The sequence below is a fragment of the Dyella thiooxydans genome (assembly GCF_001641285.1).
Taxonomy (GTDB): domain Bacteria; phylum Pseudomonadota; class Gammaproteobacteria; order Xanthomonadales; family Rhodanobacteraceae; genus Dyella_A; species Dyella_A thiooxydans.
The window spans coordinates 3,557,995-3,583,028 of the sequence record NZ_CP014841.1 but is presented as its reverse complement, the minus strand read 5'-3'; the positions used below and the strand labels follow the sequence as shown (position 1 = coordinate 3,583,028).

The 25,034-nt window shown below is 70.7% G+C and carries 21 protein-coding genes; 4 read left to right on the top strand and 17 right to left on the bottom strand.

What is annotated here, in order from left to right; genetic code table 11:
• Positions 1–72: 72 nt before the first annotated feature.
• Positions 73–1,461, top strand: a complete 1,389-nt coding sequence (locus tag ATSB10_RS16065; protein WP_063673740.1) for a M20/M25/M40 family metallo-hydrolase — start codon at positions 73–75, stop codon at positions 1,459–1,461.
• 14 nt (positions 1,462–1,475) lie between these two features.
• On the opposite strand, the gene ATSB10_RS16060 is transcribed toward ATSB10_RS16065, so the two are convergent.
• Positions 1,476–4,043, bottom strand: coding sequence for a bifunctional diguanylate cyclase/phosphodiesterase (locus tag ATSB10_RS16060; RefSeq protein WP_063673739.1), 2,568 nt, complete (start codon positions 4,041–4,043; stop codon positions 1,476–1,478).
• Positions 4,044–4,324: 281 nt separating this feature from the next.
• Here ATSB10_RS16060 and ATSB10_RS16055 point away from each other — a divergent pair, with 281 nt between their 5' ends.
• Complete coding sequence (locus ATSB10_RS16055; protein WP_063673738.1) at positions 4,325–5,236, top strand: DUF2167 domain-containing protein; 912 nt, start codon at positions 4,325–4,327, stop codon at positions 5,234–5,236.
• 21 nt (positions 5,237–5,257) lie between these two features.
• On the opposite strand, the gene hrpB is transcribed toward ATSB10_RS16055, so the two are convergent.
• The 12 genes from hrpB to gspE all read right to left on the bottom strand — a co-directional run bounded on the left by hrpB (position 5,258) and on the right by gspE (position 18,851).
• Entirely contained in the window at positions 5,258–7,777 is a 2,520-nt protein-coding gene (gene hrpB / locus ATSB10_RS16050) for an ATP-dependent helicase HrpB (RefSeq protein ID WP_063673737.1), read from the bottom strand.
• A gap of 69 nt (positions 7,778–7,846) precedes the next feature.
• Positions 7,847–10,450 carry a type II secretion system secretin GspD gene (gene gspD / locus ATSB10_RS16045; protein WP_063673736.1) on the bottom strand — a complete coding sequence of 868 codons (2,604 nt, stop codon included), beginning with the start codon at positions 10,448–10,450 and terminating at the stop codon, positions 7,847–7,849.
• On the bottom strand, positions 10,450–11,175 hold the full coding sequence (locus ATSB10_RS16040) for a hypothetical protein (protein WP_063673735.1): 726 nt from the start codon (positions 11,173–11,175) through the stop codon (positions 10,450–10,452). Before ATSB10_RS16040 ends, gspD begins: the two co-directional genes overlap by 1 nt.
• Positions 11,172–11,801 carry a type II secretion system protein GspM gene (gspM, locus tag ATSB10_RS16035; protein ID WP_063673734.1) on the bottom strand — a complete coding sequence of 210 codons (630 nt, stop codon included), beginning with the start codon at positions 11,799–11,801 and terminating at the stop codon, positions 11,172–11,174. The genes ATSB10_RS16040 and gspM overlap by 4 nt, the downstream gene beginning before the upstream one ends.
• Positions 11,798–12,952, bottom strand: coding sequence for a PilN domain-containing protein (locus ATSB10_RS16030; protein WP_063673733.1), 1,155 nt, complete (start codon positions 12,950–12,952; stop codon positions 11,798–11,800). The genes gspM and ATSB10_RS16030 overlap by 4 nt, the downstream gene beginning before the upstream one ends.
• A complete protein-coding gene (locus ATSB10_RS16025; RefSeq protein WP_157469317.1) occupies positions 12,949–13,815 on the bottom strand; it encodes a type II secretion system minor pseudopilin in 867 nt (288 codons plus the stop codon). The genes ATSB10_RS16030 and ATSB10_RS16025 overlap by 4 nt, the downstream gene beginning before the upstream one ends.
• On the bottom strand, positions 13,815–14,480 hold the full coding sequence (locus tag ATSB10_RS16020; RefSeq protein WP_063673731.1) for a prepilin-type N-terminal cleavage/methylation domain-containing protein: 666 nt from the start codon (positions 14,478–14,480) through the stop codon (positions 13,815–13,817). The genes ATSB10_RS16025 and ATSB10_RS16020 overlap by 1 nt, the downstream gene beginning before the upstream one ends.
• Positions 14,477–14,911 carry a prepilin-type N-terminal cleavage/methylation domain-containing protein gene (locus ATSB10_RS16015; protein WP_063673730.1) on the bottom strand — a complete coding sequence of 145 codons (435 nt, stop codon included), beginning with the start codon at positions 14,909–14,911 and terminating at the stop codon, positions 14,477–14,479. The genes ATSB10_RS16020 and ATSB10_RS16015 overlap by 4 nt, the downstream gene beginning before the upstream one ends.
• Positions 14,908–15,330 carry a GspH/FimT family pseudopilin gene (locus tag ATSB10_RS16010; RefSeq protein ID WP_063674541.1) on the bottom strand — a complete coding sequence of 141 codons (423 nt, stop codon included), beginning with the start codon at positions 15,328–15,330 and terminating at the stop codon, positions 14,908–14,910. Before ATSB10_RS16010 ends, ATSB10_RS16015 begins: the two co-directional genes overlap by 4 nt.
• Before the next feature lie 90 nt (positions 15,331–15,420).
• Positions 15,421–15,846 carry a type II secretion system major pseudopilin GspG gene (gene gspG / locus ATSB10_RS16005; protein ID WP_083966264.1) on the bottom strand — a complete coding sequence of 142 codons (426 nt, stop codon included), beginning with the start codon at positions 15,844–15,846 and terminating at the stop codon, positions 15,421–15,423.
• Positions 15,847–15,895: 49 nt separating this feature from the next.
• On the bottom strand, positions 15,896–17,113 hold the full coding sequence (gene gspF, locus ATSB10_RS16000) for a type II secretion system inner membrane protein GspF (protein WP_063673729.1): 1,218 nt from the start codon (positions 17,111–17,113) through the stop codon (positions 15,896–15,898).
• Between the two features lies 1 nt (position 17,114).
• Positions 17,115–18,851 (bottom strand): type II secretion system ATPase GspE, encoded by a 1,737-nt coding sequence (gene gspE / locus ATSB10_RS15995; RefSeq protein WP_063673728.1) that lies wholly within the window; start codon positions 18,849–18,851, stop codon positions 17,115–17,117.
• A 330-nt stretch (positions 18,852–19,181) separates the two neighbouring features.
• On the opposite strand from gspE, the gene ATSB10_RS15990 reads away from it, so the two are divergent.
• Complete coding sequence (locus ATSB10_RS15990; protein WP_063673727.1) at positions 19,182–19,973, top strand: TatD family hydrolase; 792 nt, start codon at positions 19,182–19,184, stop codon at positions 19,971–19,973.
• A 10-nt stretch (positions 19,974–19,983) separates the two neighbouring features.
• Here the strand turns inward: ATSB10_RS15990 and ATSB10_RS15985 are convergent, their stop codons facing one another.
• The 4 genes from ATSB10_RS15985 to ATSB10_RS15970 all read right to left on the bottom strand — a co-directional run bounded on the left by ATSB10_RS15985 (position 19,984) and on the right by ATSB10_RS15970 (position 22,773).
• Positions 19,984–20,520, bottom strand: coding sequence for a pseudouridine synthase (locus tag ATSB10_RS15985; RefSeq protein ID WP_063673726.1), 537 nt, complete (start codon positions 20,518–20,520; stop codon positions 19,984–19,986).
• A gap of 16 nt (positions 20,521–20,536) precedes the next feature.
• Positions 20,537–21,469, bottom strand: a complete 933-nt coding sequence (locus ATSB10_RS15980; RefSeq protein WP_063673725.1) for a class I SAM-dependent methyltransferase — start codon at positions 21,467–21,469, stop codon at positions 20,537–20,539.
• 95 nt (positions 21,470–21,564) lie between these two features.
• Positions 21,565–22,227: an NYN domain-containing protein gene (locus ATSB10_RS15975; protein WP_063673724.1), complete on the bottom strand. Its 663-nt coding sequence runs from the start codon at positions 22,225–22,227 to the stop codon at positions 21,565–21,567.
• A gap of 132 nt (positions 22,228–22,359) precedes the next feature.
• Positions 22,360–22,773: an SRPBCC family protein gene (locus tag ATSB10_RS15970; protein WP_063673723.1), complete on the bottom strand. Its 414-nt coding sequence runs from the start codon at positions 22,771–22,773 to the stop codon at positions 22,360–22,362.
• Between the two features lie 303 nt (positions 22,774–23,076).
• Here ATSB10_RS15970 and ATSB10_RS15965 point away from each other — a divergent pair, with 303 nt between their 5' ends.
• Entirely contained in the window at positions 23,077–25,026 is a 1,950-nt protein-coding gene (locus ATSB10_RS15965; RefSeq protein WP_063673722.1) for a sigma-54-dependent Fis family transcriptional regulator, read from the top strand.
• Positions 25,027–25,034 lie beyond the last annotated feature (8 nt).

The window sequence follows — 25,034 nt, the reverse complement described above, 5'->3', positions numbered from 1 at the left end:
GACTGGTGCAGTCGCGGTGCGCTGCGCATACTCGGGCGTTGTCCGCCGCGACCGTTTCCACGAGGTGATCCGATGACCCGACTCCGCCCACTGTCCCTCGCTGCAGCCCTGCTGCTCGCCGCAAGCGCACCGCTCGCCGCGCAGAACGCCGCACAACCAGGCGAGCAGGCCAGCCTGCACGCGTTGGCCAGCGCCCCCAGCGAGGCACGCCTGCACGACACCATCGCCCATCTGGTCGGCTTCGGTACCCGGCACACGTTGTCCGACACGAAGTCCGACAAGCGCGGCATCGGCGCGGCGCGGCGCTGGGTCAAGGCGCAGTTCGAGGCGATCTCGCGCGACTGCGGCGGCTGCCTGGAAGTGGTCACGCCCTCGCAGGTGTTCACCGGGGAGCGGATTCCGAAACCCACCGAGGTGATGGACGTGGTGGCGATCAAGCGCGGCAGCAGTGATCCGGAGCGGGTGATCGTGATGAGCGGACACATGGACTCGCGCGTCACCGACATCATGAATGCGACCAGCGATGCCCCCGGCGCCAACGACGACGCCTCCGGCGTGGCGGCGCTGATGGAGGCGGCGCGGCTGCTGTCGAAGCAGGACAACCGTGCCACGGTGGTGTTCGCCGCGCTGTCCGGCGAGGAACAGGGCCTGTACGGCGGCAAGGTGCTGGCCGACTACGCCGTGGCCCACGGCTGGAAGGTGGAAGCCGACCTCAACAACGACATCGTCGGCAACAGCCGCGGCCAGAACGGCGTGCTCGACAACACCACCGTGCGCGTGTTCAGCGAGGGCACGCGCAGCACCGAGACGGCGAAGCAGGCGCGGATCCGCAACTACTTCGGCGGCGAGGTCGACTCACCCTCACGCAACGTGGCCCGCTACATGGCTTCGATCGCCGACCAGTACCTGCCCGACCTGCGCGTGCGGATGATCTACCGCACCGACCGCTACGGCCGCGGCGGCGACCAGGTGGAGTTCCTCAAGGCCGGCTACCCGGCGATCCGCGTCAGCGAGGGCCATGAGGACTACACCAGGCAGCACCAGGACCTGCGCACCGAGCACGGCATCCACTACGGCGACACGATCGATGGCATCGACTTCCGCTACCTCGCCCGCGTCACCGCGCTCAACACGGTGACGATGGCCGCGATGGCCAACGCGCCGGCGCCGCCGAGCGGCGTGAAGACCGAGGGGGCGCTGGCCACCGACACCACCGTGAGCTGGAACAGGGTGCCCGGCGCCGCCGGCTACCGCGTGCACTGGCGCGACACCACGGCACCGCGCTGGCAGTACGCGCGCGCGGTCGGCGATGTCGACCACGCGGTGATCCGGGACGTGGTGATCGACGACTGGTTCTTCGGCGTGTCCTCGGTCTCGGCCGACGGCTACGAGAGCCCGGTGGTGTTCCCGGGAGCGGCCGGCAGCTTCGAGCGGCAAGCGCCCGAGGCGCCGGCGAAGTGAAGTAGGCGCCACGCTCAGTCGTGCTGGAACGGCACCGGCTCCGGCCGGTGCAACGAGAACCCCTGGGCCAGGTCCACGCCGAGCTCGCGCAGCGCCTGCATCACCGCGTCGCTGGTGACCCATTCGGCCACCACCAGCAGGCCAATACGATGGCCGATGTCGGTGGCCGCGCGCACCATCGCGTGACTCACCGGGTCATCCAGCATGTCGCGGATGAAGCTGCCGTCGATCTTGATGATGTCCACCGGCAGGTTCTTCAGGTAGCCGAACGAGGACATGCCGGCGCCGAAATCGTCCAGCGCCACCTTGCAGCCGACCGCACGCAGCCGCTGCATGAACCGGGCAACCTGCGACAGATGCCGTACCGCCACCGTCTCGGTCACCTCGAAGCAGACCCGTGACGGATCCACGCGGTGCTGGCCGAGCAGCTCGATGATGCGATCGGCCAGCGCGTCGTCCTCGACGCTGGCGCCGGAAAGATTGATCGTGGCCAGCTGCAGCGAGGCGCCGGCCGGGTGCAACTGGTCGAAATGGGCCAGCGCGGTCTCGATCACCCAGCGGTCGATCGTCGGCATCAGGCCGTAGCGCTCGGCGGCCGGGATGAACGCGCCGGGCACCACCAGTCGCCCCTCCTCGTCGCGGAAGCGCAGCAGCAACTCGATCCGCACGCCCTCGCCGGGCTGCGGCACCAGCGGCAGCAGCTCCTGGTAATAAAGCAGCAGCCGGCCCTCGTCCGCCGCCCAGCGCAGCCGGTTGGCCCACTCCATCTCGCTGCGCCGACGAGCCGTCTCGTCGTCGTGCTCGGAATAGAAGTGCACCCGATTGCGGCCGGCCTCCTTGGCCATGTAGCAGGCGGTATCGGCCTGGGCGAACAATTCGTGCAGGTGCATGCCGGGCTTGTCGAGCATGACGCCGCCGACGCTGGCGCTGACCGAGTAGCTGCGCTGCTCCCACATGAACACGTAGCCGTCGATGCGTCGCCGCAACCGCTCGGCCTGCGCCTCGGCCGCCTCCAGGCTGCCGACGCGCGGCAGCAGCACGCCGAATTCGTCGCCGCCCAGCCGCGCCAGCACGTCGTGGTCACCCAGCTGCTCGTGCATGGTCATCGCCAGCTGCGCCAGCAGCTGGTCACCGGCCATGTGGCCGGAGGTGTCGTTGATCAGCTTGAACTGGTCCAGGTCGATGTAGAGCAGTGCCGCCGCCGGCGCCCCGGCGGCGATCGCCGCCATCACCTCACCCAGATGACGCTCGAATTCGCGCCGGTTGTACAGCTCGGTCAGCGCATCGTGGCTGGCCTGGTGAAGCAGCCGGTCGTTGAGCAGGCGCTGCTCGGTGACGTCGGAGGCGACCATCAGCAGCTTGGAGACGCCGTCGAGCTCGACGTGGGCGATCGACACGCTGGCCCAGAAACGCTGCCGCTGCCCATGACGCAACACCGCCTCGAGCTGCTCGACCACACCGGCCTGCGGATCGGCAAGCCGCCCGCGCACGGCGGCGTCCTCGAACAGCGCGGGCAGCGCCTGACCCAGTGGATCGCCCAGCCGATCGCGGGCGGCGCGGTTGGCGTAGGTCACCCGCCCCTCGTTCGCATCGGCCAGCAGCACCAGCGCGGGTAGCAGCTCGTTGAGCGCGCGGAACCGCTCTTCGCTCTCGCGATAGCGACGACTCATCCGCCAGCCCAGCTCCATCGCCCGGCGTTGCGTACCCGCCACCGACCAGACCAGCGACGCGAGCAACAGACTGATCAGCAGGCCGACGGGCAGCAGCGTACCGCTCCAGCTCCAGCGCTCGGGCAGCAACGGATAATCCATGCGCACCTGCCACACCCGGCCGCCGTAATGCAGGTCGCGCCGGAAGTCGCCCTCGCTGCCCACGGTAGCCGCCGCATCGGAATCGAACATGGCCTGTCCGGGCCGGGCAAGGTCGAAGACCCGGACGTGCATCTTGTGCAGCGCCTCCGGGGTGAACGCGCCGCCGATCAGCTGAGAAACCCGGAAGGATGCGGCGATCGATCCCTCGAGCCGCGCCAGCCGCTCGTCCGGTGTTGCCGGGGGCGGTCCCTCGCTGTAGACCGGCAGGCGCATGGTGACGCCGTGGATCGGGCGACCATCCGGCTCGCGCTGAACCAGATCGAACGGCGCGGAAAGAGCCGGCTGGCCGCTTTCCTGGGCGGCGACCAGGGCGGACATGTTCGGCGTCTGCGAGGTGACGTCCAGACCCAGCAGGCGCTCGTTGCCTTCCAGCGGTGCGACCTGACGGGTGATGTAGCGCGCACCGGACGGCCCCGCCTCGCGCTGCGCATAGGCCAGCGCGACCAGGCTCGGGAACAGGCTGCGTGGCCGCAGGTTGGCGTAGAAGTGCTGGAAATCGGCGGCGGTCACCTCGTCGGAGGCGATGTACAGCGTCTGCACCGAGCGGATCAGCAACTCGGAAGTCACCAGCCGCGCCTGCAGGGCGGTGAAGCTCTTGTCCGCCAGCTCGTCCAGGGCGGCCCGCGCCGCGGCCCGCTGCCGCACCTGCTGCTGATGATGGAGCACCAGCGTCAACAGCACCCCGACGAGCAGCGTCGCCAGCACCCACACCCATGCCAGACCTCCCCGCGGCGGGCGCACCACCGGCGTCTGCAGGGAAAGGTCCGGGTCGGGACGAGGAACGGGGGGAGAACTCAAGCGGAAGTCCCTATCGCCGGCGGGCACCCGCGCTATCTGAGCACATCCGGCGTCCCGTCGCAGTACGAAAAAGCCCGGCGCTGGCGGGAAGGTGCGGCGACTGCTAAAAACCCGGACGGGGCGCAGGGGGCGCCCCCGGACGGCGCCTGCCGCCAGGCGTCTTCTCGATGGACCGACACCAGGGGGATTTTCCGATGACCTACCGCTTCGGCGCGCCGGCACGACTCGTGCTGCCCGCCCTCGTCCTGCTCTGCGCCACCCACGCCTCGCCGATCCAGGCGGAGGATGCCGATGACGCCCGCACCGAGCGGTTCCTCGCCTCGCTGCACCCGGCCACCGGCGACGTGGCGATCGCCCCGGCGCACGCCCACCTGGCGCTGAAGCCGGGCTACGCGTTCCTGGGGCCGCAGGACGCGCAGCGCGTGCTGACCCAGCTGTGGGACAACCCGCCGGACAAGGACGTGCTCGGCATGATCCTGCCCGACTCCGACCCGCACGGCCTGCTCGATCCGAAGCAGTGGGCGGTGGTGGTGACCTACGTCGACGACGGCTACGTGTCCGACGCCGACGCGTCCTCGATCGACTACGACGACATGCTGTCGAAGATGAAGGCATCGACCCTCGACGAGAACGCCGAACGGCGCAAGCAGGGCTATCCGGAGCTCGAGCTGGCCGGCTGGGCCGAACCGCCGCACTACGACGCCTCCAGCCACAAGCTGTACTGGGCACGCGACCTGGTGTTCACCCGCGACGGCCACAGCGGGCATTCGCTCAACTACGACATCCGCGTGCTCGGCAGGGAAGGCTACCTGTCGCTCAACGCGGTGGCGCCGATCGGCGAGCTGGCGCAGGTGCGCGCGGACATGCCCGAGGTGCTGGACATGACCGACTTCGACGCCGGCCAGCGCTACACCGACTACGACTCGCGCACCGACAAGCTGGCCGCCTACGGCATCGGCGCGCTGGTCGCCGGCGGCATCGCCGCCAAGGCGGGCCTGTTCGCCAAGCTCGGCGTATTGCTGCTGGCGCTGAAGAAGTTCGTGATCTTCATCGTGGCGGCGATCGCCGGCGTGTTCAAAAAGCTGTTCCGCCGCAAGACCGCCTGACCGCGCCGGCCGCGCGGTGCCTCAGGTGCCGCGCGGCTTGGCCCGGTGGGTGGGCGTGGCCGTCCACGGATCGTCCGGCCAGGGATGGCGCGGGTAGCGGCCCTTGAGTTCCTTCTTCACCTCGGGATAGGTGCGCTCCCAGAAACCCTTGAGGTCCTGCGTCATCTGGATCGGCCGGCCGGCCGGCGACAGCAGGTGCAGGGTCACCGGCACGCGGCCGCCGCCGACCCGCGGCGTGTCGGCCAGGCCGAACAGCTCCTGCAGTTTCACCGCCAGCACCGGTGGCTCGTCCGGTGCGTATTCGAGCCGGCGATGCTGACCGCTGGGCGCCAGCCACTGGTCCGGCGCCTGCGCGTCGAGCTGCTGGCGCTGGCCGTAGTCGAGCATCGCGGCGAGCGCCTGCGACAGGTCGTCCGCGCCCAGCGCATCGAGGCCGCGCTTGCCCGCGAGATAAGGCGCCAGCCAGTCCTCCAGTGTGGCCAGCAGCGCGGCGTCGGAGACGTCCGGCAGGTCGAGCTCGGGCATCCATCCGCGCAACGCCTGGATGCGCAGGCGCAGGCGGCGTGCCGCATCGCTCCACGGCAGGACCTCCAGTCCGCGGCTGCGCACCGCGGCGAGCAGTGCCGGCAGCGCATCGGCCGGTTGCACCGGCACGCTGCGGCGCTCCATCACGATGGCCCCGAAGCGGCGTTCCTCGAACGCCTCCACCGCGCCGCGCGCCTCGTTCCAGCGCAGCACGCGCTCGCGCGCGAAGCCTTGCGGGAACTCGGCCTCGAGCGTGCGCGGGTCCAGCGGCGCGGCGGCCAGCACCAGGCTGTCGCGCGCCTCGTGGCGCAGGTCCAGCACCACCAGCCAGGGCTCGCCGAGCAGGGCGGTCTGCTCGTGCAGGCGCACGCCGCGGCCGTTGGCCAGGGTGTAGCGCAGCGGGTTGTTGGCATCACGGTAGGCGATGCGGTCGGGATATGCGTGCACCAGCAGGTCGCCGACCGCGTGGCTGTCCGGCACGCCGCTGGCGGCGGTGCGCAGGTCCAGCCGGCGACGCCAGCCCTTGGCGGCCTGCTCGATCGCCGCCAGCGCCCCGGCATCGGCGCCGGCATGGCTGCCGCCGCCGCGGCGATCGCGCCACACGTGCAGGGCGCCGACGCGCACGCGGAAGTCGTCGGTACGCGACTGTTCGCCGCGCAGCGGCGAGCGTGCCTCGGTCAACGCCAGCAGGTCGGCGACCAGGGCGCGACGTTCCTCCGGTGCGCGCAGGGCGGCCGCAGCCAGTCGCGGCGCGGCGCCAAGTGCGAGCATCTGCCGGCCCAGCCTTGTGATGCGACCGTCGGCATCGAGTGCACCCAGTGCGGCCAGCAACTCGCGTCCCTGCGCCAGCGCGCCGGACGGGGGTGGATCCAGCCAGGCCAAGTCGCTGCCGCTGCCCGCGGTGATGCCCCAGGCGGCCAGTTCCAGCGCCAGCGCGGACAGCTCGGCCTGGGCGATCTCGGCGGTACGCGAGGGCTCCAGCCGCCTGCTCTGCGGCCACAGCCGGTACGCCGTGCCTTCGGCGACGCGGCCGGCGCGGCCGGCGCGCTGGTCGGCCGAGGCCTGGGAGATTGTCACCGTCTCCAGCCGAGTGAAGCCGGAGTTCGGATCGAAACGCGGCTCGCGCGCCAGCCCGCTGTCGACCACCGCGCGGATCCCCGGCAGGGTCACGCTGGACTCGGCCACGTTGGTGGCCAGCACCACCCGCCGCGTGCCCGGCTCGCCGGTGCCGAGCGCGAGCTGCTGCTCGGCCAGCGACAGCTCGCCGTGCAGCGGCACGAGCTCGATCGCCTCGTCCAGCGTGTTGCCGAGGACGGTCTGCGCACGGGCGATCTCGCGTCGGCCGGGCAGGAACACCAGCACGTCGCCGTCGTTCTCCGCCAGCGCCTGGCGCACGGTGCGCGCCAGGTGCTGCTCCAGCGTCTCCTGCGCGCGCGCCGGCGGGTGCTCGATACGCACCGGGAAGCTGCGCCCGGGGCTGCTGATCCGCGGTGCATCCAGCCACTGCGCGACGCGTTCGCCGTCCAGCGTGGCCGACATCACCAGCAGGCGCAGATCGGGCCGCAGCGTGCCCTGCACGTCCAGCGCCAGCGCCGCGCCGAGGTCGCCGGCGAGGTGCCGCTCGTGGAATTCGTCGAACAGGATTGCGCCGATGCCGGTGAGCTCGGGATCGTCCTGGATCAGCCGGGTCAGGATGCCCTCGGTGACTACCTCGATCCGCGTTGCCACGCTGGTGCGCGACTCGAAGCGGATCGAGTAACCGACCGTCTGTCCGACCGGCTCGCCGAGCTGCTGCGCCATGAACTGCGCGGCCGCGCGGGCGGCGATGCGGCGCGGTTCCAGCATGAGGATCTTCCGCCGTTCCAGCCAAGGTGCGTCGAGCAGGGCCAGCGGCACCTGGGTGGTCTTGCCGGCACCGGGAGGCGCCTCCAGCACCAGCCGCGGATGCGCGGCGAGCGAGGCGCGGATGTCCGGCAGCAGCGGGGTGATCGGGAAGTCGGCAGGCGTGGCGGTCATCCGCGCCCATGGTAACGGCGGAGCGGGCGCGACACGCCCCGCCGGCGCGAATCCCGACGCGCCCGACAGCTAACGCGGCTCAGCCGCCACGCACTGCTGCATCCATTTGTCGGCGGTCTGGGCACCCGCCGTGTCCTTCAGTCGCGCCCGCGCCTCGCCGATCACCCGCCAGTTCTGCACACACAGGTCGCCGTGGCGCGTGCCCTGCCGCCACGAGCGCAGTGCCAGCGCCTGGGCGCCCACGTAGTCGGTCTGTGCCAGCGCGGTCTCGGCCTGCTGCTGCAGCTGCTCGGGCGTGGGGGCTGCGTCACCGGCCGGTGCGGCCGACGAAGACGGGGCGCTGGCGGCCGTCGGCACGGCCGCCTCCTTCGCCCGCAGCGGCGCCAGCGACTCGAACTTGCGCTGGTATTCCTCGGTGATCTGGCGGGCGTCGTCGCTGCTGGTGATCACCCGCGGCGTGATCAGCACGATCAGCTCGGTGCGGCTGTGCGTGCGGCTGGTGGTACCGAACAGCCGGCCGAGGACGGGCACGCGGTTCAGGCCGGGCACGCCGCCGTCGGAGGTGCCCTCGTCCTGCTGGATCAGGCCGCCGAGCAGCACGGTCTGCCCGCTCTGCACCGCGACCTGGGTGGCCAGCTCGCGCTGCGAGATGGTCGGGTTGCCATTGACCAGCTGGGCGGTGCGGTCGACCTGGCTGACCTGCTGGCCGATGTTGAGGTAGACCAGCCCGCCGGGATTGACCCGCGGCTGCACGTTGAGGATCACGCCGGTATCCAGATACTGCGTCTCGCTGTAAGGCGTGCTCGTGCCGGTATTGAGAGAAATGCTGGTGCTGTTGATCGGTACGCGGTTGCCCACCTGGATGTGCGCCACCTGGTTGTTCAGCACCACCATCGACGGTGCCGACAGCGTCTTGGTGTTGCCGCTGGTCTCCATCGCGTGTAGCGCCACCTGCAGGTTGGAGTTGACGAAGGAATAGAACAGCGCATCGCCAGTGACGCCATTGCTGGGCACGTAGGCGTTGCCGCCGATGCCCAGCGCACCCTGGCGCGGGTTGTTCGGGTTGCCGGGAGTGAAGCTGCCGTCAGCGTTCTGGGTGCCGCCGGCCAGCCCCTGCAGGTACCACTGCACGCCGAATTTGAAGTCGCCCGACAGATTCACCTCGAGAATGCGGGTCTCGATCTGCACCTGCAGCGGCACGGTGTCCAGGCGCTGGATCGCATCCTGGATCTCCGCCCACTGCGACGGCCGCGCGCGCACCAGCAGCTGGTTGTTGGCGTCGACCGAGCTGATCCGGATGCTGCCGTCGCCGGAGCTGTACTCCTGATTACCCGATGCGCCGCTGGCGCTGCCGGTAGCATTGATCAGCGCCCCGCCGGTGCCGCCCTGGCCGCCGGATGCACCGCCGGTGCCGCCCATCCCGCTGGAGCTGCCGAGTCCGCCGCCGCGCGTACCGTCATTGCCACCGAACCCACCGCTGCTGCTGCCGAAGCTGCCCGCGGTGCTGCCCATCGACTTGCCGCCCGCGCCGCCGGTGTTGCCGATCGTGGCGCCGGTGAGGCCCGGCCCCACCTCGCCGCCGGAGCTGCTGCCGCCGCCCGCGTTGTCGGTGTAGATCTGCGCCAGGTAACGGGCCAGATCCGAAGCCTTGATGTTGCGCACGTCGTAGACGTAGAGCTGCGGCTCGTTGCCGCCGCCGCGGTCGATGCGGTGGATCCAGTCGCCGACCTCATGCAGGTAGTCCGGCTGGGTGGAGATCACCACCAGCGCGTTGGTACGCTCGATCGGGATGAAGCGCAGCATGCCGGCCAGCGGCGTGTTGCCGTCCTTGCCGAACAGGCTGTCGAGCTTGGGCATCAGGTCGGTGACGCTGGCATGCTCGAGCGAGAACACGCCCACCGACATGCCGCGCAGCCAGTCCACGTCGAAGGTGCGCACGGTGCTCGCGTAGTTGGCCAGCTCCTGCGGCGTGCCGGAGAGCACCAGCAGGTTGCGCGCCGGATCGACCAGCAGCACCGAGTCGGTCCGCGCGAACGGCTTGATCAGCTTCTGCATCTCCACCGCGCTGATGTAGTGCAGCGGGAACAGCCGCGCCTGCAGGCCGCCGGCCGGCGCGCTGGCGCCCAGGCCCGGCACCAGGTTGCCGGCGGCAGCGTCCTTGGCCGGCATCACCACGTAGCCGCCGGCATTGCTGACCAGCGCGTTGCCGGTCCACGACAGCAGCATCTCCAGGATCGGCAGCGCCTGGCTGGAGTCCACCGGCTCGGCGGTGGCGAAGGAGATGTTGCCCTGCACGCCCGGCGCAATGGTGTAGTTCTTCTTCAGCAGATCGCCGAGCACCGCCTTCACCACTGCCTGCACCGGCTGGTTCTCGAAGTTGAAGGTGACCGCGCCATCGCCCTTGGCCACGGGATGCGGCTTCGCCAGGGCGGTCGGATGGATGAACTGGCCGGTGCCGGTACGCAGTTCCGGCTGTACGGCGGCCGGCGTTTCGGCACCCAGCCGGTTGGCCAGCGGCAGCGGCGGCGGCACCGGCTTTTCGGTGCCGGCCATCGCCTCGCGCTGCAGCGCGCCGTCGTCGGGCGGCGGCGGCATCGTGGCGCAGCCGGCCAGCCAGACCACGCTGGCCAGTGCGGCCACGCGGATCATCGGGTGCTTCAGCATGCGGAACATCAATGGTCTCCTTGCTGGGTCGAGGCTGCCTGCTCGGCCCGACGTTTCTGGATGATGGCGTTGAGCTGGCGCAGCCGCTCGGCCTGCAGCTGCGCTTCGGTCTGGTGCCCGCGCTGCGCGCGACCAGCGCCGGGCGGGGTCAGGCCCATGCGCGGCGACGATCCGGTCGCCGGAAACGGCGCGCCGCCGGCCTCCTTGCGCATCTCGGCGGCACCCGGCGCGTTGTCCGGCGCCGGCGGCGTCTTGTCGAACGGGGCGCCGGCCGGCAGCTTGAGTTCGACCCGGCCGTCAGGGCCATCGAACACCGCTGCGCGCGGCTGCACCTCGACCAGGGTCCAGCGGCCGTCCGGCGTAGTCTTGCCCTGGGCGATCTGCAGGTCGCGGTTATTGGTCTTGTCGTGCGCCAGCGCCATCCGCAAGCCGGGGGTGAGGATCACCCCGGTCAGCGCCAGGTCGCCGACGGCACCGCCATCACCGGAGCGCGCGCCGGGACGCCGGTCGGGACGGAACAGCGGGCGCTGCCAGACGGTGGCGAAGCGATCCAGCGGCTGCGGCGGCGGCAGCGCGGCACCGTGCCCGGGCGGCGGCAGCGGTGCCACCGGATGCGGCGCACGCCAGCGCACCCCCTGGCCGAGACCCAGCATCAGGACCACCAGCGCGGCGCCAAGGATGCCGGCAGCCAGCACCAGCATCGGTGTCAACCGGCGTTGCGTGGCGGCCTTCACGGGGCGGCTCCCTGGCTGGCGCCGGTGCCGGCGTGCGACGGGCGCACATAGCCGGTCAGCGTGAACTGCACCTCCAGCGGCGCCTGGGCGTTCTGCTGGGTGATCACCGGATTGCGGAAGATGCTCAGGTCGCCGACGAACAGGTACGGCGTGCCCTGCTCCAGATCGTTCAGCACCGCGGCCAGCGGCTCGATGTCGCAGCGCAGGCTGATGCTCACGGCGGCCTTCCGGTAGGGTTCGCTGCCGTCGGCCTGGGGCTCGGGCAGCGGCATCTTCTGGGTCACCTCGCAACCACCGTCGCGCCGGTGCGCGCCGGTCACGTCGACCACCCGCTGCATCAGCCCGGCGGTCGCGGCGTTGGGATCGTCCTCGGGCAGAAACGCGCTGCTGGCCGCCTGTCCGGCGCCCATCGCGGCGAGACGCTTCTCCAGCTCCGGCTTCTGCGCGATGGCGGCGGCGTAGCGGCTCTGGGTGTCGCGCAGATCGCTCATCTGCGCGTTGATCGACTGCAGCGGCGCCACGAACCACCAGTGCAGCAGCACGAAGTAGGCGATCACCAGCACCAGCAGCAGCAGGCCGATCGCCGCCAGCCGGCTGTCGCGCGGCTTCATCACCAGCCGGCTCATGGCGTGGCTCCCGCGGATGCTGCGGCGGCGGGAGTCGCCGGCGTGCGCACGTTGGCGACGAGGTAGAAACGTTCCTTGCCGGTGGTCGGGTCGGCCTGGATCGAGCCCTGGAAGCCGACGTCGCGGATCAGCGGGTCGTCCTTCAGTGCATCGACCAGCTTGGCCGCCTGGGTCGCCTGGCCCTGGAAACCGAGGTGACCGTTGCTGTCGACACTGAAGCGCTCCAGCCAGGCGCTGTCGGGCAGACGGCGGGTGAGTTCGTCCAGCAGCGCCAGCACCGGCACGGTGTCTTTCTTCTTGAGTGCCAGGAAGCCGGCTGCGCCGGCATTGTCCTGCAGTTGCTGGCGCAGCAGGGCCACCTGCTGCGCCTCGCCGTGCATGGCATCGACCTGGGCCTGCATCGCGTCCAGCGCGACCTGCCGGTTGTGCAGCCACTGCCCCAGCACCAGCCCCGCCAGCACCACGCAGCCGGCAACGAGCGCGAGATTCAGCCGCGCGCGCGGATCGACCCGGCGCGGTCGTTGCGCGGGCGGCAGCAGGTTCGCGCCGACCCGGGCATCGCCGTCGAGCAGGTCGACCGCATCGACGCGGATGCGCAGGGCGGCCAGCCGCTCGAGCAGCGGATCGAGCGTGGTGCGCGGCAGGGCAATCAGCTCGACCGCGAAGCGGCCCTCGCCCACCGGGCGCGCCAGCTCGCGCACGTCGGTCGCCACCTGTTCGGCGCGGAACGGGGTCTGCCGGTCGATTTCGAAACCGACCACCTGCGCCAGGTTGTCGCGGGCGGCCAGCGGCAATGCCAGCGTGCGGCGCAGGCCGGCCGACACCGGCAGGCACAGCGCGAGGCGCAGATCCTGCGGATCGACCGCGGCCAGTGCCTGGCGCAGGGCCTGCTGCTGGATCGTCGGATCGCCGTCGTCGGGCCACTGCGCCAGCAGGCCCGGCTCGCCGGCACGGCGCACGCTCCAGTGCCCATCCCGATGTTCCAACAGGTGCCAGTCGGCACCGCTGGCCAGCATCTGGCGCATCCGGACCGGCAGCAGGGCGCGCAGTTCGCCGCCCCACCACGCCAGGAACGCCGGCAGCGGCGAGCCGCGCCAGGCGCGCCGCGCGCGCTCCAGCGACGGCCGCAGCGACTGCATTGCGGTACTCATTCCCCGTCTCCCTCCTGCCAGCGCAACACCGCGTACGGCTGCACGCCAGCCCCGATCCCGCGCAGGCGAACCGTTGCCCGCACCACGGCCCGGGTGCCGTCGGGAAGCGTCGCCTGCGAACGGATACTATGCGTTACCCCGGCACCGGACGCCATCGCGGTCGCTGGATCCAGCGCCTGTCGCGCGTCCTCGGCCTGCTGGATCCGCGCCGCATCCATGCCAGGAATCGCCGCCAGCGCCAGCGGCGGCGCGGTAGCCGGATTGGGCGCGTCGCGCCCTGACCACAGCGTGACCTGCGAAGCGACCGCCTTGTAGATGGCGGCCGGCATGCCGAGCACCATGCGCAGTTCCTCGATGCTGGCGAACGGTCCATGCCGCGGCAGGTAGTCGAGTCCCGCCGCGGTGTAGGCGGCGTCGGCCGGGTTCGGTCCCACCGCATCGCTGAAGCTGCGCCAGGCCGCTACCCGGCCCGCCAGCTGCTCGGCCGCCCGCGGCTCCATGCCGGCCGCCTTGAACAGGCCGGTGAGCACGGCCGGCGAAGCCGCATTGAGGTCCACCTTGCCGCTTTCGTCGACGATCTGGACCTGCACAGAGGCGTCGCCGAACGGGAAGGTGTACGACCGTCCATCGGGAATCCAGCGCTGTGCCAGTCTCGGATCCTGCAGCGCGTACACCGCCCGCGCGATACCCGCCTCGGCCGCGTAGTGCGCCTGGGTGTGGGCGAACGCATAGCGCGCCTGCAAGGCCTCGGTGCGCGCCATCAGCGCGTAGCCGCCGAGCAGCACCGCCAACAGGGTGCAGGCCCACAGCACCACCAGCAGTGCGACGCCACGCTGGCGACGGGGGAGAGGCGACCTTTGCATCATCGCGCTCCCGCCGCCCGCATGCGCAGCAGCGGCCCCTGCAGCATCAGCCCGCTGCTCGGGTCGATCCGCAGGGGCATGGTCAGTTCCGGCCAGGGCGTGATGCCTTGCGGGGTCAGTTCGATGCGCACCAGCTGCGGCATCAGCCGCCCGTCCGGCCAGCTGTCCTGCCAGTCGCCGACGCGGCCTTGCGCATCCACCCCGCGGTACTGGAATCGCCCCTGCCTGACGTGATCGAGCAGCAGCTGCGGCTTGCCCAGCGGACGCGGCGGCTTGCCGTCCGGCGGCAGCAGGGCCAGCTGCAACTGCAGCTGCTTGCCGCCGTGGTGATCGTCGACCAACGACAGCTTGAGCAGTTGCGGCCCGAGCTTGTCGAGATAGCCCGGCAGCGGCGCGACGAAGCGCATGGCATCGGCCTTGCCTTCGAAGAACAGTGCATCGCCGTTGGCGTCGTGGTCGATCGGCGCCACCATCGCCTGCGCCAGCTCGCGCCGCAGCAGTTGCTGGGTGGAGCGGATCTGGTCGAGCCGCTCCACCGCTGCGGTGCCCGAGCGCACGCCGTGGGTGGCGGTGCGGATACCCGAGTACACGCCAAGCAGCAGCACGCTGAGCAGCACCAGCGCCAGCAGCACTTCGAGCAGGCTGAAACCGCGCACGCGTCTCATCGCCCGCCTCCACCGGCGTCTGCACCGGTACCCGCGCCGATCGGCATCCCGGCGCGAAGCGTGCTGAAGCGCGCGTCCTGTTCGTGGCCGCCTTCGCTCCAGCGCACGTCGAGATCCAGCCGATACAGCTGCAGTGGCGGATTCGGCGGCGGCTTGCCCTCCGGCGTCCACGGCGTCACCTGCAACTGCCAGTGGTAGCGCTTGTCGAAGCGTCCGGTCCGGGTGCCGGTCTGGGGCGGCTCGATCACGAAGGTGCTGTCCAGCAGGCTGCGCGCCCACATCGCAGCCTCGCTGCGCTGGGCGGCGCGGTGGGTCAGGTCGATCGCGCCGCCGGCCACCTTCATCAGCGCGGTGAAGGCGATCGCCAGCAGCAGCAGTGCCGCAATCACTTCGATCAGGCTGAACCCCCGCTGGCGGCGAGACATCTTCATGGCTGCGCCGTGCCGGGTTGCACCACGCTGACCGCGCCGGTCAACCATCCCACATTGACCTGCCAGCGTCGCTGCCCCTGCTGCAGGGTGATATGCCCCCCGGTGGAGCTGCCGTCGGGGAAGAAGCGGATGCGCCCGACGGTGGGCGACACCTGGTCTTCCTTCGCGCTGGTGATGCTGACCTTCATGCCCTTCGGCAGCTCGCGGGTGCGGTCGTCCGCGCCGGTGTAGCTGCCGGCGCGGATGTCCAGGTCGAAGTGCTGCTCCTGCCCCTTCACGATCGCCTGGGCGCGGGTGGCGCGCAGCGTGGCGGCCAGTTCACCGCTGGCCGCACTGACGCGCGCACCGGCCAGACCCTGCGAGACCGAGATCGACACCGCCGCCGCCGCGATGCCGATCAGCAGGATCACCGCCAGCATCTCGAACAGCGTGAAGCCCCGCGCATGGTGCACGGCGGATCGGCGACGTGAGCAGCGGGTACTCATCGGGAAGATCCGAGCGGGCAGCGCCTACTGCCAGTTGCCCACGTCCTTGCTGAAGCCGTCGCCGCCCGGCTGCCCGTCCTGGCCATAGAAGATCAGATCGAAGCTGCCGTGCTCGCCCGGGTACTTGTAGCCGAAGGCATGCCCCCACGGGTCCTTCAGTTCGGATGGCTTGGCGTACGGCCCCTGCCAGTTGGTCGCATTGGACGGCTTGGTCACCAGATCCTCGAGCTGGCGCGGCGGCGTACCGTTGTCCAGCGCGTAGCTCTCGATCTTCTGGCCGAGCGTGGTGAGCTGCGCCTTGCCGGCGCCGTACTTACCCTTGTCCACGTTCTTGCCGACCTGGGTGACCACCACGGCGCCGATGATGCCGATCAGCACGATCACCGCGAGCATCTCGAGCAGGGTGAAGCCGGCGCTGCGGCGCGCGGCGCGGGGAGACCTGGACTGCATGGACTTACCTCTCGTCATGGAACGTTCGGAAACTCTCGGACACCGCCGATCACTGGATGTTGCTGGTCAGGCTGAGCAGCGGCAGCAGGATCGCCGCCATGATGATCGCCACCAGCACCGTCATCACGATGGTCAGCGCCGGCACCAGCGCGGCGAGCAGGCGATCGATCGCGCGGCGGCTCTCCAGTTCGAAGGTGTCGGCCACCTTCAGCAGCATGGTGTCGAGCTGGCCGGCCTCCTCGCCCACCTGCACCATCTGCAGGGCGAGCCGCGGGAAGCGCTGCGACTGCGCCAGCGCGAAACCCAGGCCCGCGCCGCCCTTGACCTGCTCGGCGGCGGTGGCCAGCGCCTCGTCCAGCGCGCGGTTGGAGGTGACCTGGCGCGCGATGGTCAGCGAGGACAGCAGCGGCACGCCGTTCTTCAGCAGCGTGCCCAGCGTGCGCGCGATCCGTGCGGTCTCCACCTTCACCAGCAGCGGCCCGACCACCCGTCGTTGCAGCAGCTTCGCGTGCGCGGCCAGCCTGGCATCCGGATCGCGCAGCTGCGCGCGGCGCACGAACACCGCGCCAACGATCAGCAGCACCATCAGCCACCACCAGTCCTGGATCAGGTTGCCCAGCGCCAGCACGGCCCGGGTGATCAGCGGGATCGGCACCTGCATGTCCTGGAAGATCGGCACGAACTGCGGCACCACATAGGCCAGCAGCAGCACCAGCGAGCCGAGCACGCCGACCATCAGGAACGCCGGGTAGATCAGCGCGTTGACGATGCTGCCGCGCAGCTGCTGGGCACGCTCCAGGTAATCGGCCAGGCGGCGCAGGGTGTCCTCCAGCGAACCGCCGGCCTCGCCCGCGCGCACCAGCGAGATGTACAGCTTGGGGAATACGCCGTGTTCCTCGTCCAGCGCCTGTGACAGTGTGCTGCCGCCGCGCACGCGGTCGCGCACGCGCTCGATCAGTTTCTTCGCCCGCTCGCCCTCGGGCAGCTCGAGCAGGATGCCGAGCGCGCGGTCCAGTGGCTGGCCGGCGCCGAGCAGGGTCGCCAGCTGGTGGGTGAACTGGGCCAGCTGGTCGCCGGAGAACGGCCCGCGCGCGAACAGCGCGGCGAACGAGCCGCCGCTGCCGCCGGCATCGGCGGGGACCGCTTCCAGTGGGGTGTGGCCCTGGTCCTGCAGGCGGGCGATCACGTCCTCGACCGATGCCGCCTCCATCTGGCCGTGCAGCATGTCGCCGGCATCACTGACCGCGCGGTAGCGGAACTGCGCCACGTCAGCCCTCCTGCGTCACGCGCAGGACCTCCTCCAGCGTGGTGACGCCGGCCACCGCCTTGGCGATGCCATCCTCGTACATGGTGCGCATGCCCTCGGCGCGCGCGGCGCGCTCGATCTCGCCGGCGTCGGCGCGCTGCATGATCAGCCGGCGCAGCGGGTCGGTCATCACCAGGAATTCCATGATCGCGCGGCGACCGCGGTAGCCGGTGGGGTTGGCCGCGCTCTCGCCCGGCTTCCACAGCCGGATCGGGCGCTGGTCGGTGTATTTCTCCAGCTCGAACTCGGCGATCACCTCGGGCGAGGGCTCGTACGGGATCGCCGTCTCCGGATCGAGCCGGCGCACCAGCCGCTGCGCCAGGATGCCGTTGACGGTGGAACCCAGCAGGTAGTCCTCGACGCCCATGTCGAGCAGGCGGGTGACACCGCCGGCGGCCGAGTTGGTGTGCAGGGTCGACAGCACCAGATGGCCGGTCAGCGCGGACTGGATCGCGATGCGGCAGGTTTCCAGGTCACGCATCTCGCCGATCATGATCACGTCCGGGTCCTGGCGCATGATCGAGCGCAGCGCGCCGGCGAAATCCAGCCCGATCTGCGGCTTCACCTGGATCTGGTTGATGCCCTCGAGCTGGTACTCGACCGGGTCCTCGACGGTGATGATCTTCACGTCGGGCGTGTTGATCCGCGACAGCGCGGTGTACAGCGTGGTGGTCTTGCCCGAACCGGTCGGGCCGGTCACCAGCAGGATGCCGTGCGGGCGCTGCAACACCTCGACGAAGCGCTGCTCGAACGCGTCGGTGAAACCCAGCGAGGCGAAGTCGAACACCACCGACTCGCGGTCCAGGATGCGCATCACCACCGACTCGCCGAAGCTGGTCGGCACGGTGGACACGCGCAGGTCCAGCTCCTTGCCCTGCACCCGCAGCTGGATGCGACCGTCCTGCGGCAGGCGGCGCTCGGCGATGTTGAGCTTGGCCATGATCTTGACGCGGCTGATCACCGCGGCGGTCGAGCTGGAGGGCGGCGCCTCCACCTCGTGCAGCACGCCGTCGATGCGGTAGCGCACCTTCAGCCGGTTCTCGAACGGCTCGATGTGCACGTCCGAGGCGCGCTGCTCCACCGCGCGCTGCAGGATCAGGTTGACCAGGCGGATGACGGGCGCCTCGGAGGCGAGGTCGCGCAGGTGCTCGACGTCCTCTTCCTCGGTGGCGCCGGCGCCGTCGAGGTTCTCCACGATCGATCCCATCGCCGAGCGGCCCTGGCCGTAGTAGCGCTCGATCAGGTCATCGATCTCCGAACGCAGGCCGATGCACAGCGCCACCGGCTTGCCGGCGGCCAGCCGCACGGCGTCGAGCGGGTACGGATCGGCCGGATCGGACACGACCAACGCCAGCCCGTCGTCGCCCTGGCGGATCGGCACCACGTGCTGCTGCTTGAGGAAGCGTGGCGACACGTCCAGTTCGGACGGCGGCAGCTCGGGCACGTCACGGGTGGCCACCAGCGGCGCGCCCAGCAGCTCCGACCAGGCCTGAGCCAGGTCGCGCTCGGACACCAGGCCGAGCCGCGCCATCAGGGCGGTCAGCGTGCCCTCCGGAGCCTCTTCATGCAGCCGTCGGGCGCGGACCAGGTCACCGTCCTTGAGCGCACCGCGCGAGACCAGCAGGGCACATACGGCCGCCTCGCGGTCATCCATGGCCGCCTGTGTTGCGTCCCCCGACGCGCTCACCACTGCCGACATCACCCACCCCGTTCCACTGCGATTACGGACATCTTCTGCCGGTCGTCGCCCCCGCACCGACCAGACGCGCATTGTTAGCACATCCGGTCTCCCCCGGGGCGGCGACCGCGGGCGCCCTGTTCACAAAGCACCGGCCCCAGGCGGACAGGCGCAAGAATCTCCGCCCTCACCGGAAGCCGGCTGAGCGCGAAAGCTGGCCACCCTAGGCAAGCCCGGCCGATCCGGCAATACGGCAATGGCCTATGGGGTATTCCGGGAACGCTGCGTTGCGGCGTCGCGCGCGCGGCGCGGGCTTGCGACAATACGGACTTTGCCTGCCAAGACCGACGCATGCTGATCGACATCGGGGCCAACCTGACCCACGAATCCTTTGCCCACGACTTCGATGCGGTGCTCGCCCGCGCCCGCACCCACGACGTGGCGCGGATGGTGGTCACCGGGGCCAGCCGTGACGGCAGCCGGGCCTCGCTGGCGCTGGCCCAGGCCCACCCCGGCGTGCTGTACGCCACCGCCGGCGTGCATCCGCACCATGCGGTGGACTACGACGACGCCACCGACGCCCTGCTGCGCGAGCTGGCCACGCAGCCGGAGGTGCGCGCGGTCGGCGAGACCGGGCTGGACTACCACCGCAACTATTCGCCGCGCGACGTGCAGCGCGAGGTGTTCGAGCGCCAGCTGCGCATCGCCGCCGAGCTGGGCAAGCCGCTGTTCCTGCACCAGCGCGATGCGCACGAGGACTTCCTCGCCCTGCTGCGCCGCTACCGCGACCGGGTGCCGGCGGTGGTGGTGCACTGCTTCACCGACACCGGCGAGGCGCTGCGCGACTACCTGGCGCTGGACTGCCATATCGGCATCACCGGCTGGATCTGCGACGAACGCCGCGGCCTGCATCTGCGTGAGCTGGTCAGGGAGATTCCGGCCGACCGGCTGATGATCGAGACGGACGCGCCCTACCTGCTGCCGCGCACGGTGCGCCCGCAGCCCAGCCACCGGCGCAACGAGCCGATGTACCTGAAGCACATCGCCGAGGAGATCGCCCGCGACCGCGGCGAGACCTACGAGGCGCTGGCCGCCCACACCACGGCCACGGCCCGGGCCTTCTTCAGCCTGCCGCCGGCCTAGGCGCGCGGCGTCAGGGGAGCAGCAGCCGGGTCTCGCCCGGCGCCAGTCCGTCCAGCGCATACCTGCCGATCCGCTCGCGGATCAGCCGCAGGGTGGGAAAGCCCACCGCCGCGGTCATCCGGCGCACCTGCCGGTTGCGGCCCTCGTGCAGAGTGATGCGCAACCAACTGGTGGGGATCGCCTTGCGGAAACGCACCGGCGGATCGCGCGGCCACAGCCAGTCCGGCTCGGTGGCATGTTCGGCGCCGGCCGGCAGGGTCGGGCCGTCCTTCAGCATCACGCCCCGGCGCAGCGCGGCGATCGCCTCGTCGGTGATCGCGCCATCCACCTGCGCCAGGTAGGTCTTGGGCTGCTTGTGCCTCGGGTCGGTGAGCCGGTGCGCCAGCGTGCCGTCGTCGGTGAGCAGCAGCAGGCCCTCGCTGTCCTGGTCGAGCCGGCCAGCCGCGTAAACCCCTTTCTGCACGATGTAGTCGGCCAGGGTGGCGCGGCCGTCCGCATCGGTGAACTGGCAGAGCACGCCATAGGGCTTGTTCAACGCGATCAGCACGGAGCGACGGACGCCGTCAGGGGGATGAGGCGGCCTTGGCCGGCGACGGCACCGAGGCGGCCGGTGCCGGACCCTCCGGCTTCACGAAGCGCAGCGTCATCCGGTCCGATTCGCCGATCGCCAGGTACTTTGCGCGGCCGGCATCGCCCAGGGTCAGCGTCGGCGGCAGCGTCCACACGCCCTTGGGGTAGTCCTTGGTATCGGCCGGATTGGCGTTGATCTCGCTGGATTCCTCCAGCTCGAACCCGGCATCGGTGGCCAGCTTCACCACCGCGGCCACCGGCAGGTAACCGCTGCCCTTCGCCGCATCCAGCGATACGCCCGCGGCGGCACGATGGTCGACCACGCCGAGCACGCCGCCCGGCCGCAGCACCTTGAAGAAGCCCTTGAACATCGCCGGCGCGGTCCCGGCCTGGACCCAGTTGTGCACGTTGCGGAAGGTCAGCACGGTGTCGGCGCTGCCGGGCGGGCCGAACACCGGCGCCTTCGGATCGAAGGTGACGATGCGCGCGTCGCCGAACACCGCCGGATCGGCGGCGAACTTCTGCTTCAGCGTGTCGTCGGCCGGCTTGCCGGGGGCCGGCGCGACCACCGCGGCCACGTATTGCCCGTTATCGCGCAGCAGCGGGGCCAGGATGTCGGCGTACCAGCCGCCGCCCGGGGTGATCTCCACCACCGTCTGGTCCGGCTGCACGCCGAAGAACTCCAGTGTCTGTTTGGGGTGGCGGTAGCGGTCGCGCGCCCGTTCGGCCGCGCTGCGCCAGTCGCCGGCCAGCACGCTGTCGAGCTGGGCCGCGGTGAAGTCGACGGCGCTGGTCGGTGGCACCAGCTCGCCCGGAGGCTGGTCCTGCCCGTCCGCTTCGGCCACGGTCTGCGCCGCCGCGGGCGCTGCCAGCGCGAGGGCGCACAGCCCTGCCAGCAGCCACTTTCCCGGAACCGACGATGTCATGGTGTGCTCCCTGTTCGATCGCGCCTGGCGGCGCCTCCCCGCCCGGCACGCTGGCGCAGGCAAAGTGATAACGACGTGCAGATACGGCTGGCCGTTCAGTATGGACGCGGACAGACCGACTGCAGGCCGTCGATGTGTTCGTGCAGATCCGGTGCGATGCCTTGCCACATCGGATCCAGGATGAAATCGATGCCCTCGTAGCGCGCCAGCTTGGCCGCGGGAATGAAGTCGGCGTCGCCGGCGACCAGGATGATCTGGTCGACCTGCTTCTTGTAGGCCAGCGCGGCGATGTCGATGCCGATCTTCATGTCGACCTGGGTCTGGCGCATCTCCGGCTCGAAATGCTCGTCGCCCAGCTCGTCCCAGGCCAGCGTGCCCTCGCGCAGCTGCTGGAACGCACTGCGGCGCAGCTGCCACTCGCCGCGCTCGCTCAGCCGCCCGAGGCGCAGCGCCATCTTGCGCTGGCGCCGCAGCTGGTCGTGCAGCTCGCGGCGGAACGCGGCCGCGCCGGTGCGTCCGAAATCCACGCTGTCGCCGCTGACCGGCTTGACCAGGGTGCGCTCCAGCGGCGGGCAGTCGTAGAAGAAGATGCGGTACAGCGCCTCGCGCGGACGATCCAGCGCCTTGAGGTGCTCCAGCGCCATGCCGAACACGGTCTTGGCTACCGTGCGCGCGTCGTTGGGATCGCGGTCGCCCCATACCTTGCGGTAGCGGGCGAGAAAAAACGCACCATCGACAAGAAACGCAGTAGCGGGCATGCAGTCCTCAACGGCCGGGGATCAGGCGGTCGCCGGCCGGGCCCGCACCGGGTGCGGAACCGCTCGGAATCGCCGGAAAACGTGCGCCCGCGGGAAATCGCGGCGCTGCACCATCTTACATCCAGGCCGGTCTCAGCGGATGGCCAGCGCCCGTGCCAAAGCCTGCAGGCCCTCGTCGTAGAGTGCCTCCATCAGCCTCGCGACGTCTGCTCCGGCTTCGCGCCGCGGCTCGAATTCGCACGACCAGTCGACCCGACAGGCCGGACCGTCCGCATGCACGGCCAGGGTCGAGCGGCAGGCGGCCAGCGGCAGCGAGCCGTCGACCAGCACGTAGACGCACCGGCAGGCGGCATCGTTGCGCGCCTCCAGCCGCTCGACCACGCGACCGCCGTCGGCCAGGTGCAGGGTACGGATGCGCCCCTCCCACGACAGGTCCAGCCGCCGCACCTGCGGATGCCACCGGTGCAGGCCGCCGAAATCGCCCACCACCGCCCAGACCGCCTCGGCCGGATGCCCGATGTGCTGCGTCACCTGGATGCGGGTCATGCGGTGTGGTCCCTGCCCGGCGCCCCGCCGGCCGCAGGAGCCACGCAAGACCCGGACCAGCGCGCAAAGCCCTTCGGACCGGCGGTCGCTGCCGCAGGTGTTGCTTCCGTGGCGCAGCCGACCCGTGACACGGCGTGTCAAATGCTTCACGCCGGGGCGCCCCGATGCTGCGCTGCAGTTTGCGGCGATCCGTGGCGGGCGCGATGCTCGGGATCCACCTGACGCGCAAGACCACCTCCGACCGATGCGACGCGGGACAGCGTGCCGCACAGCCAGGCGCCAGGGACCGAAGGAGCCACGGTCATGAGCAACGCCCTGACGGCAAGCCAGCCCTCCTCGCGCATCGCGAGCCTGCTGCAGGCGCGGATCGGCACCAGCCAGGTCTCGCCCTACGTCGCCAAGTCGTGGGACCGCTGCCTGAACCGCTACAGCATCGAGCCGGACGCCGAGCGGCGCACCGTCGTGCTCGACACCGCTTCGGTGCGGGCACGCCAGGAAACCCTGGGCGAGCTGCTCGGCGTGGCCCGCGCCGAGATGGAAAACCTGTACGAGCAGATCGCCGGCTCCGGCTACGCGGTGATCCTCAGCGACGCCGACGCGGTAGTGCTCAGCGCGATCACCGACAGCCAGGCCCGGCGCGACTTCCGTGGCGCGGGGCTGTGGGTCGGCGCGGTATGGAGCGAACAGCACGAGGGCACCAACGGCATCGGCACGGCGGTGGCCGAGCGGGCACCGGTGACGGTGTACTGCGGCGAGCACTTCCGTCGCTACAACGCCGGACTGTCGTGCTGCGGCGCGCCGATCCTCGACGTCGACGGCGAGGTGCTGGGCGTGCTCGACGCCTCCGCCGCCAGCACCGCCGACACGCGGCTGGTCCAGAGCCACACCATGGCCCTGGTCAGCATGTCGGCCAACCTGATCGCCCGCTGCCATTTCCTCGGCCGCTTCCGCGATGCCTGGGTGCTGCGCTTCCACAGCCGGGCCGAGTTCGTCGGCCTGCTGCACGAGGCGCTGATGGCGATCGACGACGACGGCAACGTGCTGGCGGTGAACGAAGCGGCACTGCTGCAGCTGGGCATCAGCAGCCGCGCGCAGCTGGTCGGCAAGCCGCTCGCCAGCCTGCTGCCGCTGGACATGGACACCCTGCGCCGCCACGCCATGCACGAGGCCGCGTCGCTGTGGCCGGTGCGCGACATCGCCTACGGACGCCGCTTCTTCGCCAACGCCCGGGCACCGATGCAGCGTCGCGCGGCGCCGACGGCAGGCATCAAGCGAACCGACCCCGGCACGCCGGCGGCACGCCGACACGTGGGCGGCGACCCGCGCATGCAGCACAACCTCAATTGCGGTCGCCAGCTGTTCGGCCGACGCGTGCCGATCCTGTTGCAGGGTGCCACCGGCACCGGCAAGGAAGTGTTCGCCAAGGCACTGCACCAGGCCGCCAGCTGGGCCGACAAGCCCTTTGTGGCGGTGAACTGCGCGGCGATTCCCGAGGCGCTGATCGAGAGCGAGCTGTTCGGCTACACCCGCGGTGCGTTCACCGACGCGGCGCGCGAGGGGCACGTCGGCAAGATCCGCCAGTCCAGCGGCGGCACGCTGTTCCTCGACGAGATCGGCGACATGCCGCTGGCGCTGCAGACGCGCCTGCTGCGCGTGCTCGAGGAGCACGAGATCGTGCCGCTGGGCGGCGACGCGGCGATTCCGGTGGATCTGCACGTGATCAGCGCCAGCCATCGCGACCTGCTCGCCATGGTGCAGCAGGGCGAATTCCGCGAAGACCTCTACTACCGCCTCAACGGCATCACCCTGGAACTGCCCACGCTGCGCGAGCGCACCGACAAGCGCGAGCTGATCCAGACCCTGCTGCGCGAGGAGGTCGGCGACGGTCCGCTGCCGACGATCGACGACGAGGCGATGGAGCGGCTGCTGGCGCATCCATGGCCGGGCAACATCCGCCAGCTGCGCAACGTGCTGCGCATGGCGACCGCGCTGTGCGGCGATGACGGGCGCATCGGCGTCGTCCAGCTCGGTCGCGAGTTCGGCGACGCCCCGTCGGGCCTGCCGCCGGCCGCACAAGGCAATCCCGGGCGCGACGAAGCGGCCAATCCACTCGGTACCGCCGAACGCGACGCGCTGATGTTCGAGCTCGAACGCATGCACTGGAACATCAGCCGCACCGCCACCGCTCTGGGGGTGAGCCGCAACACGCTGTACCGCAAGATCCGCAAGCACCGCATCGTGCTGCCCGGCTGAACGCCTGG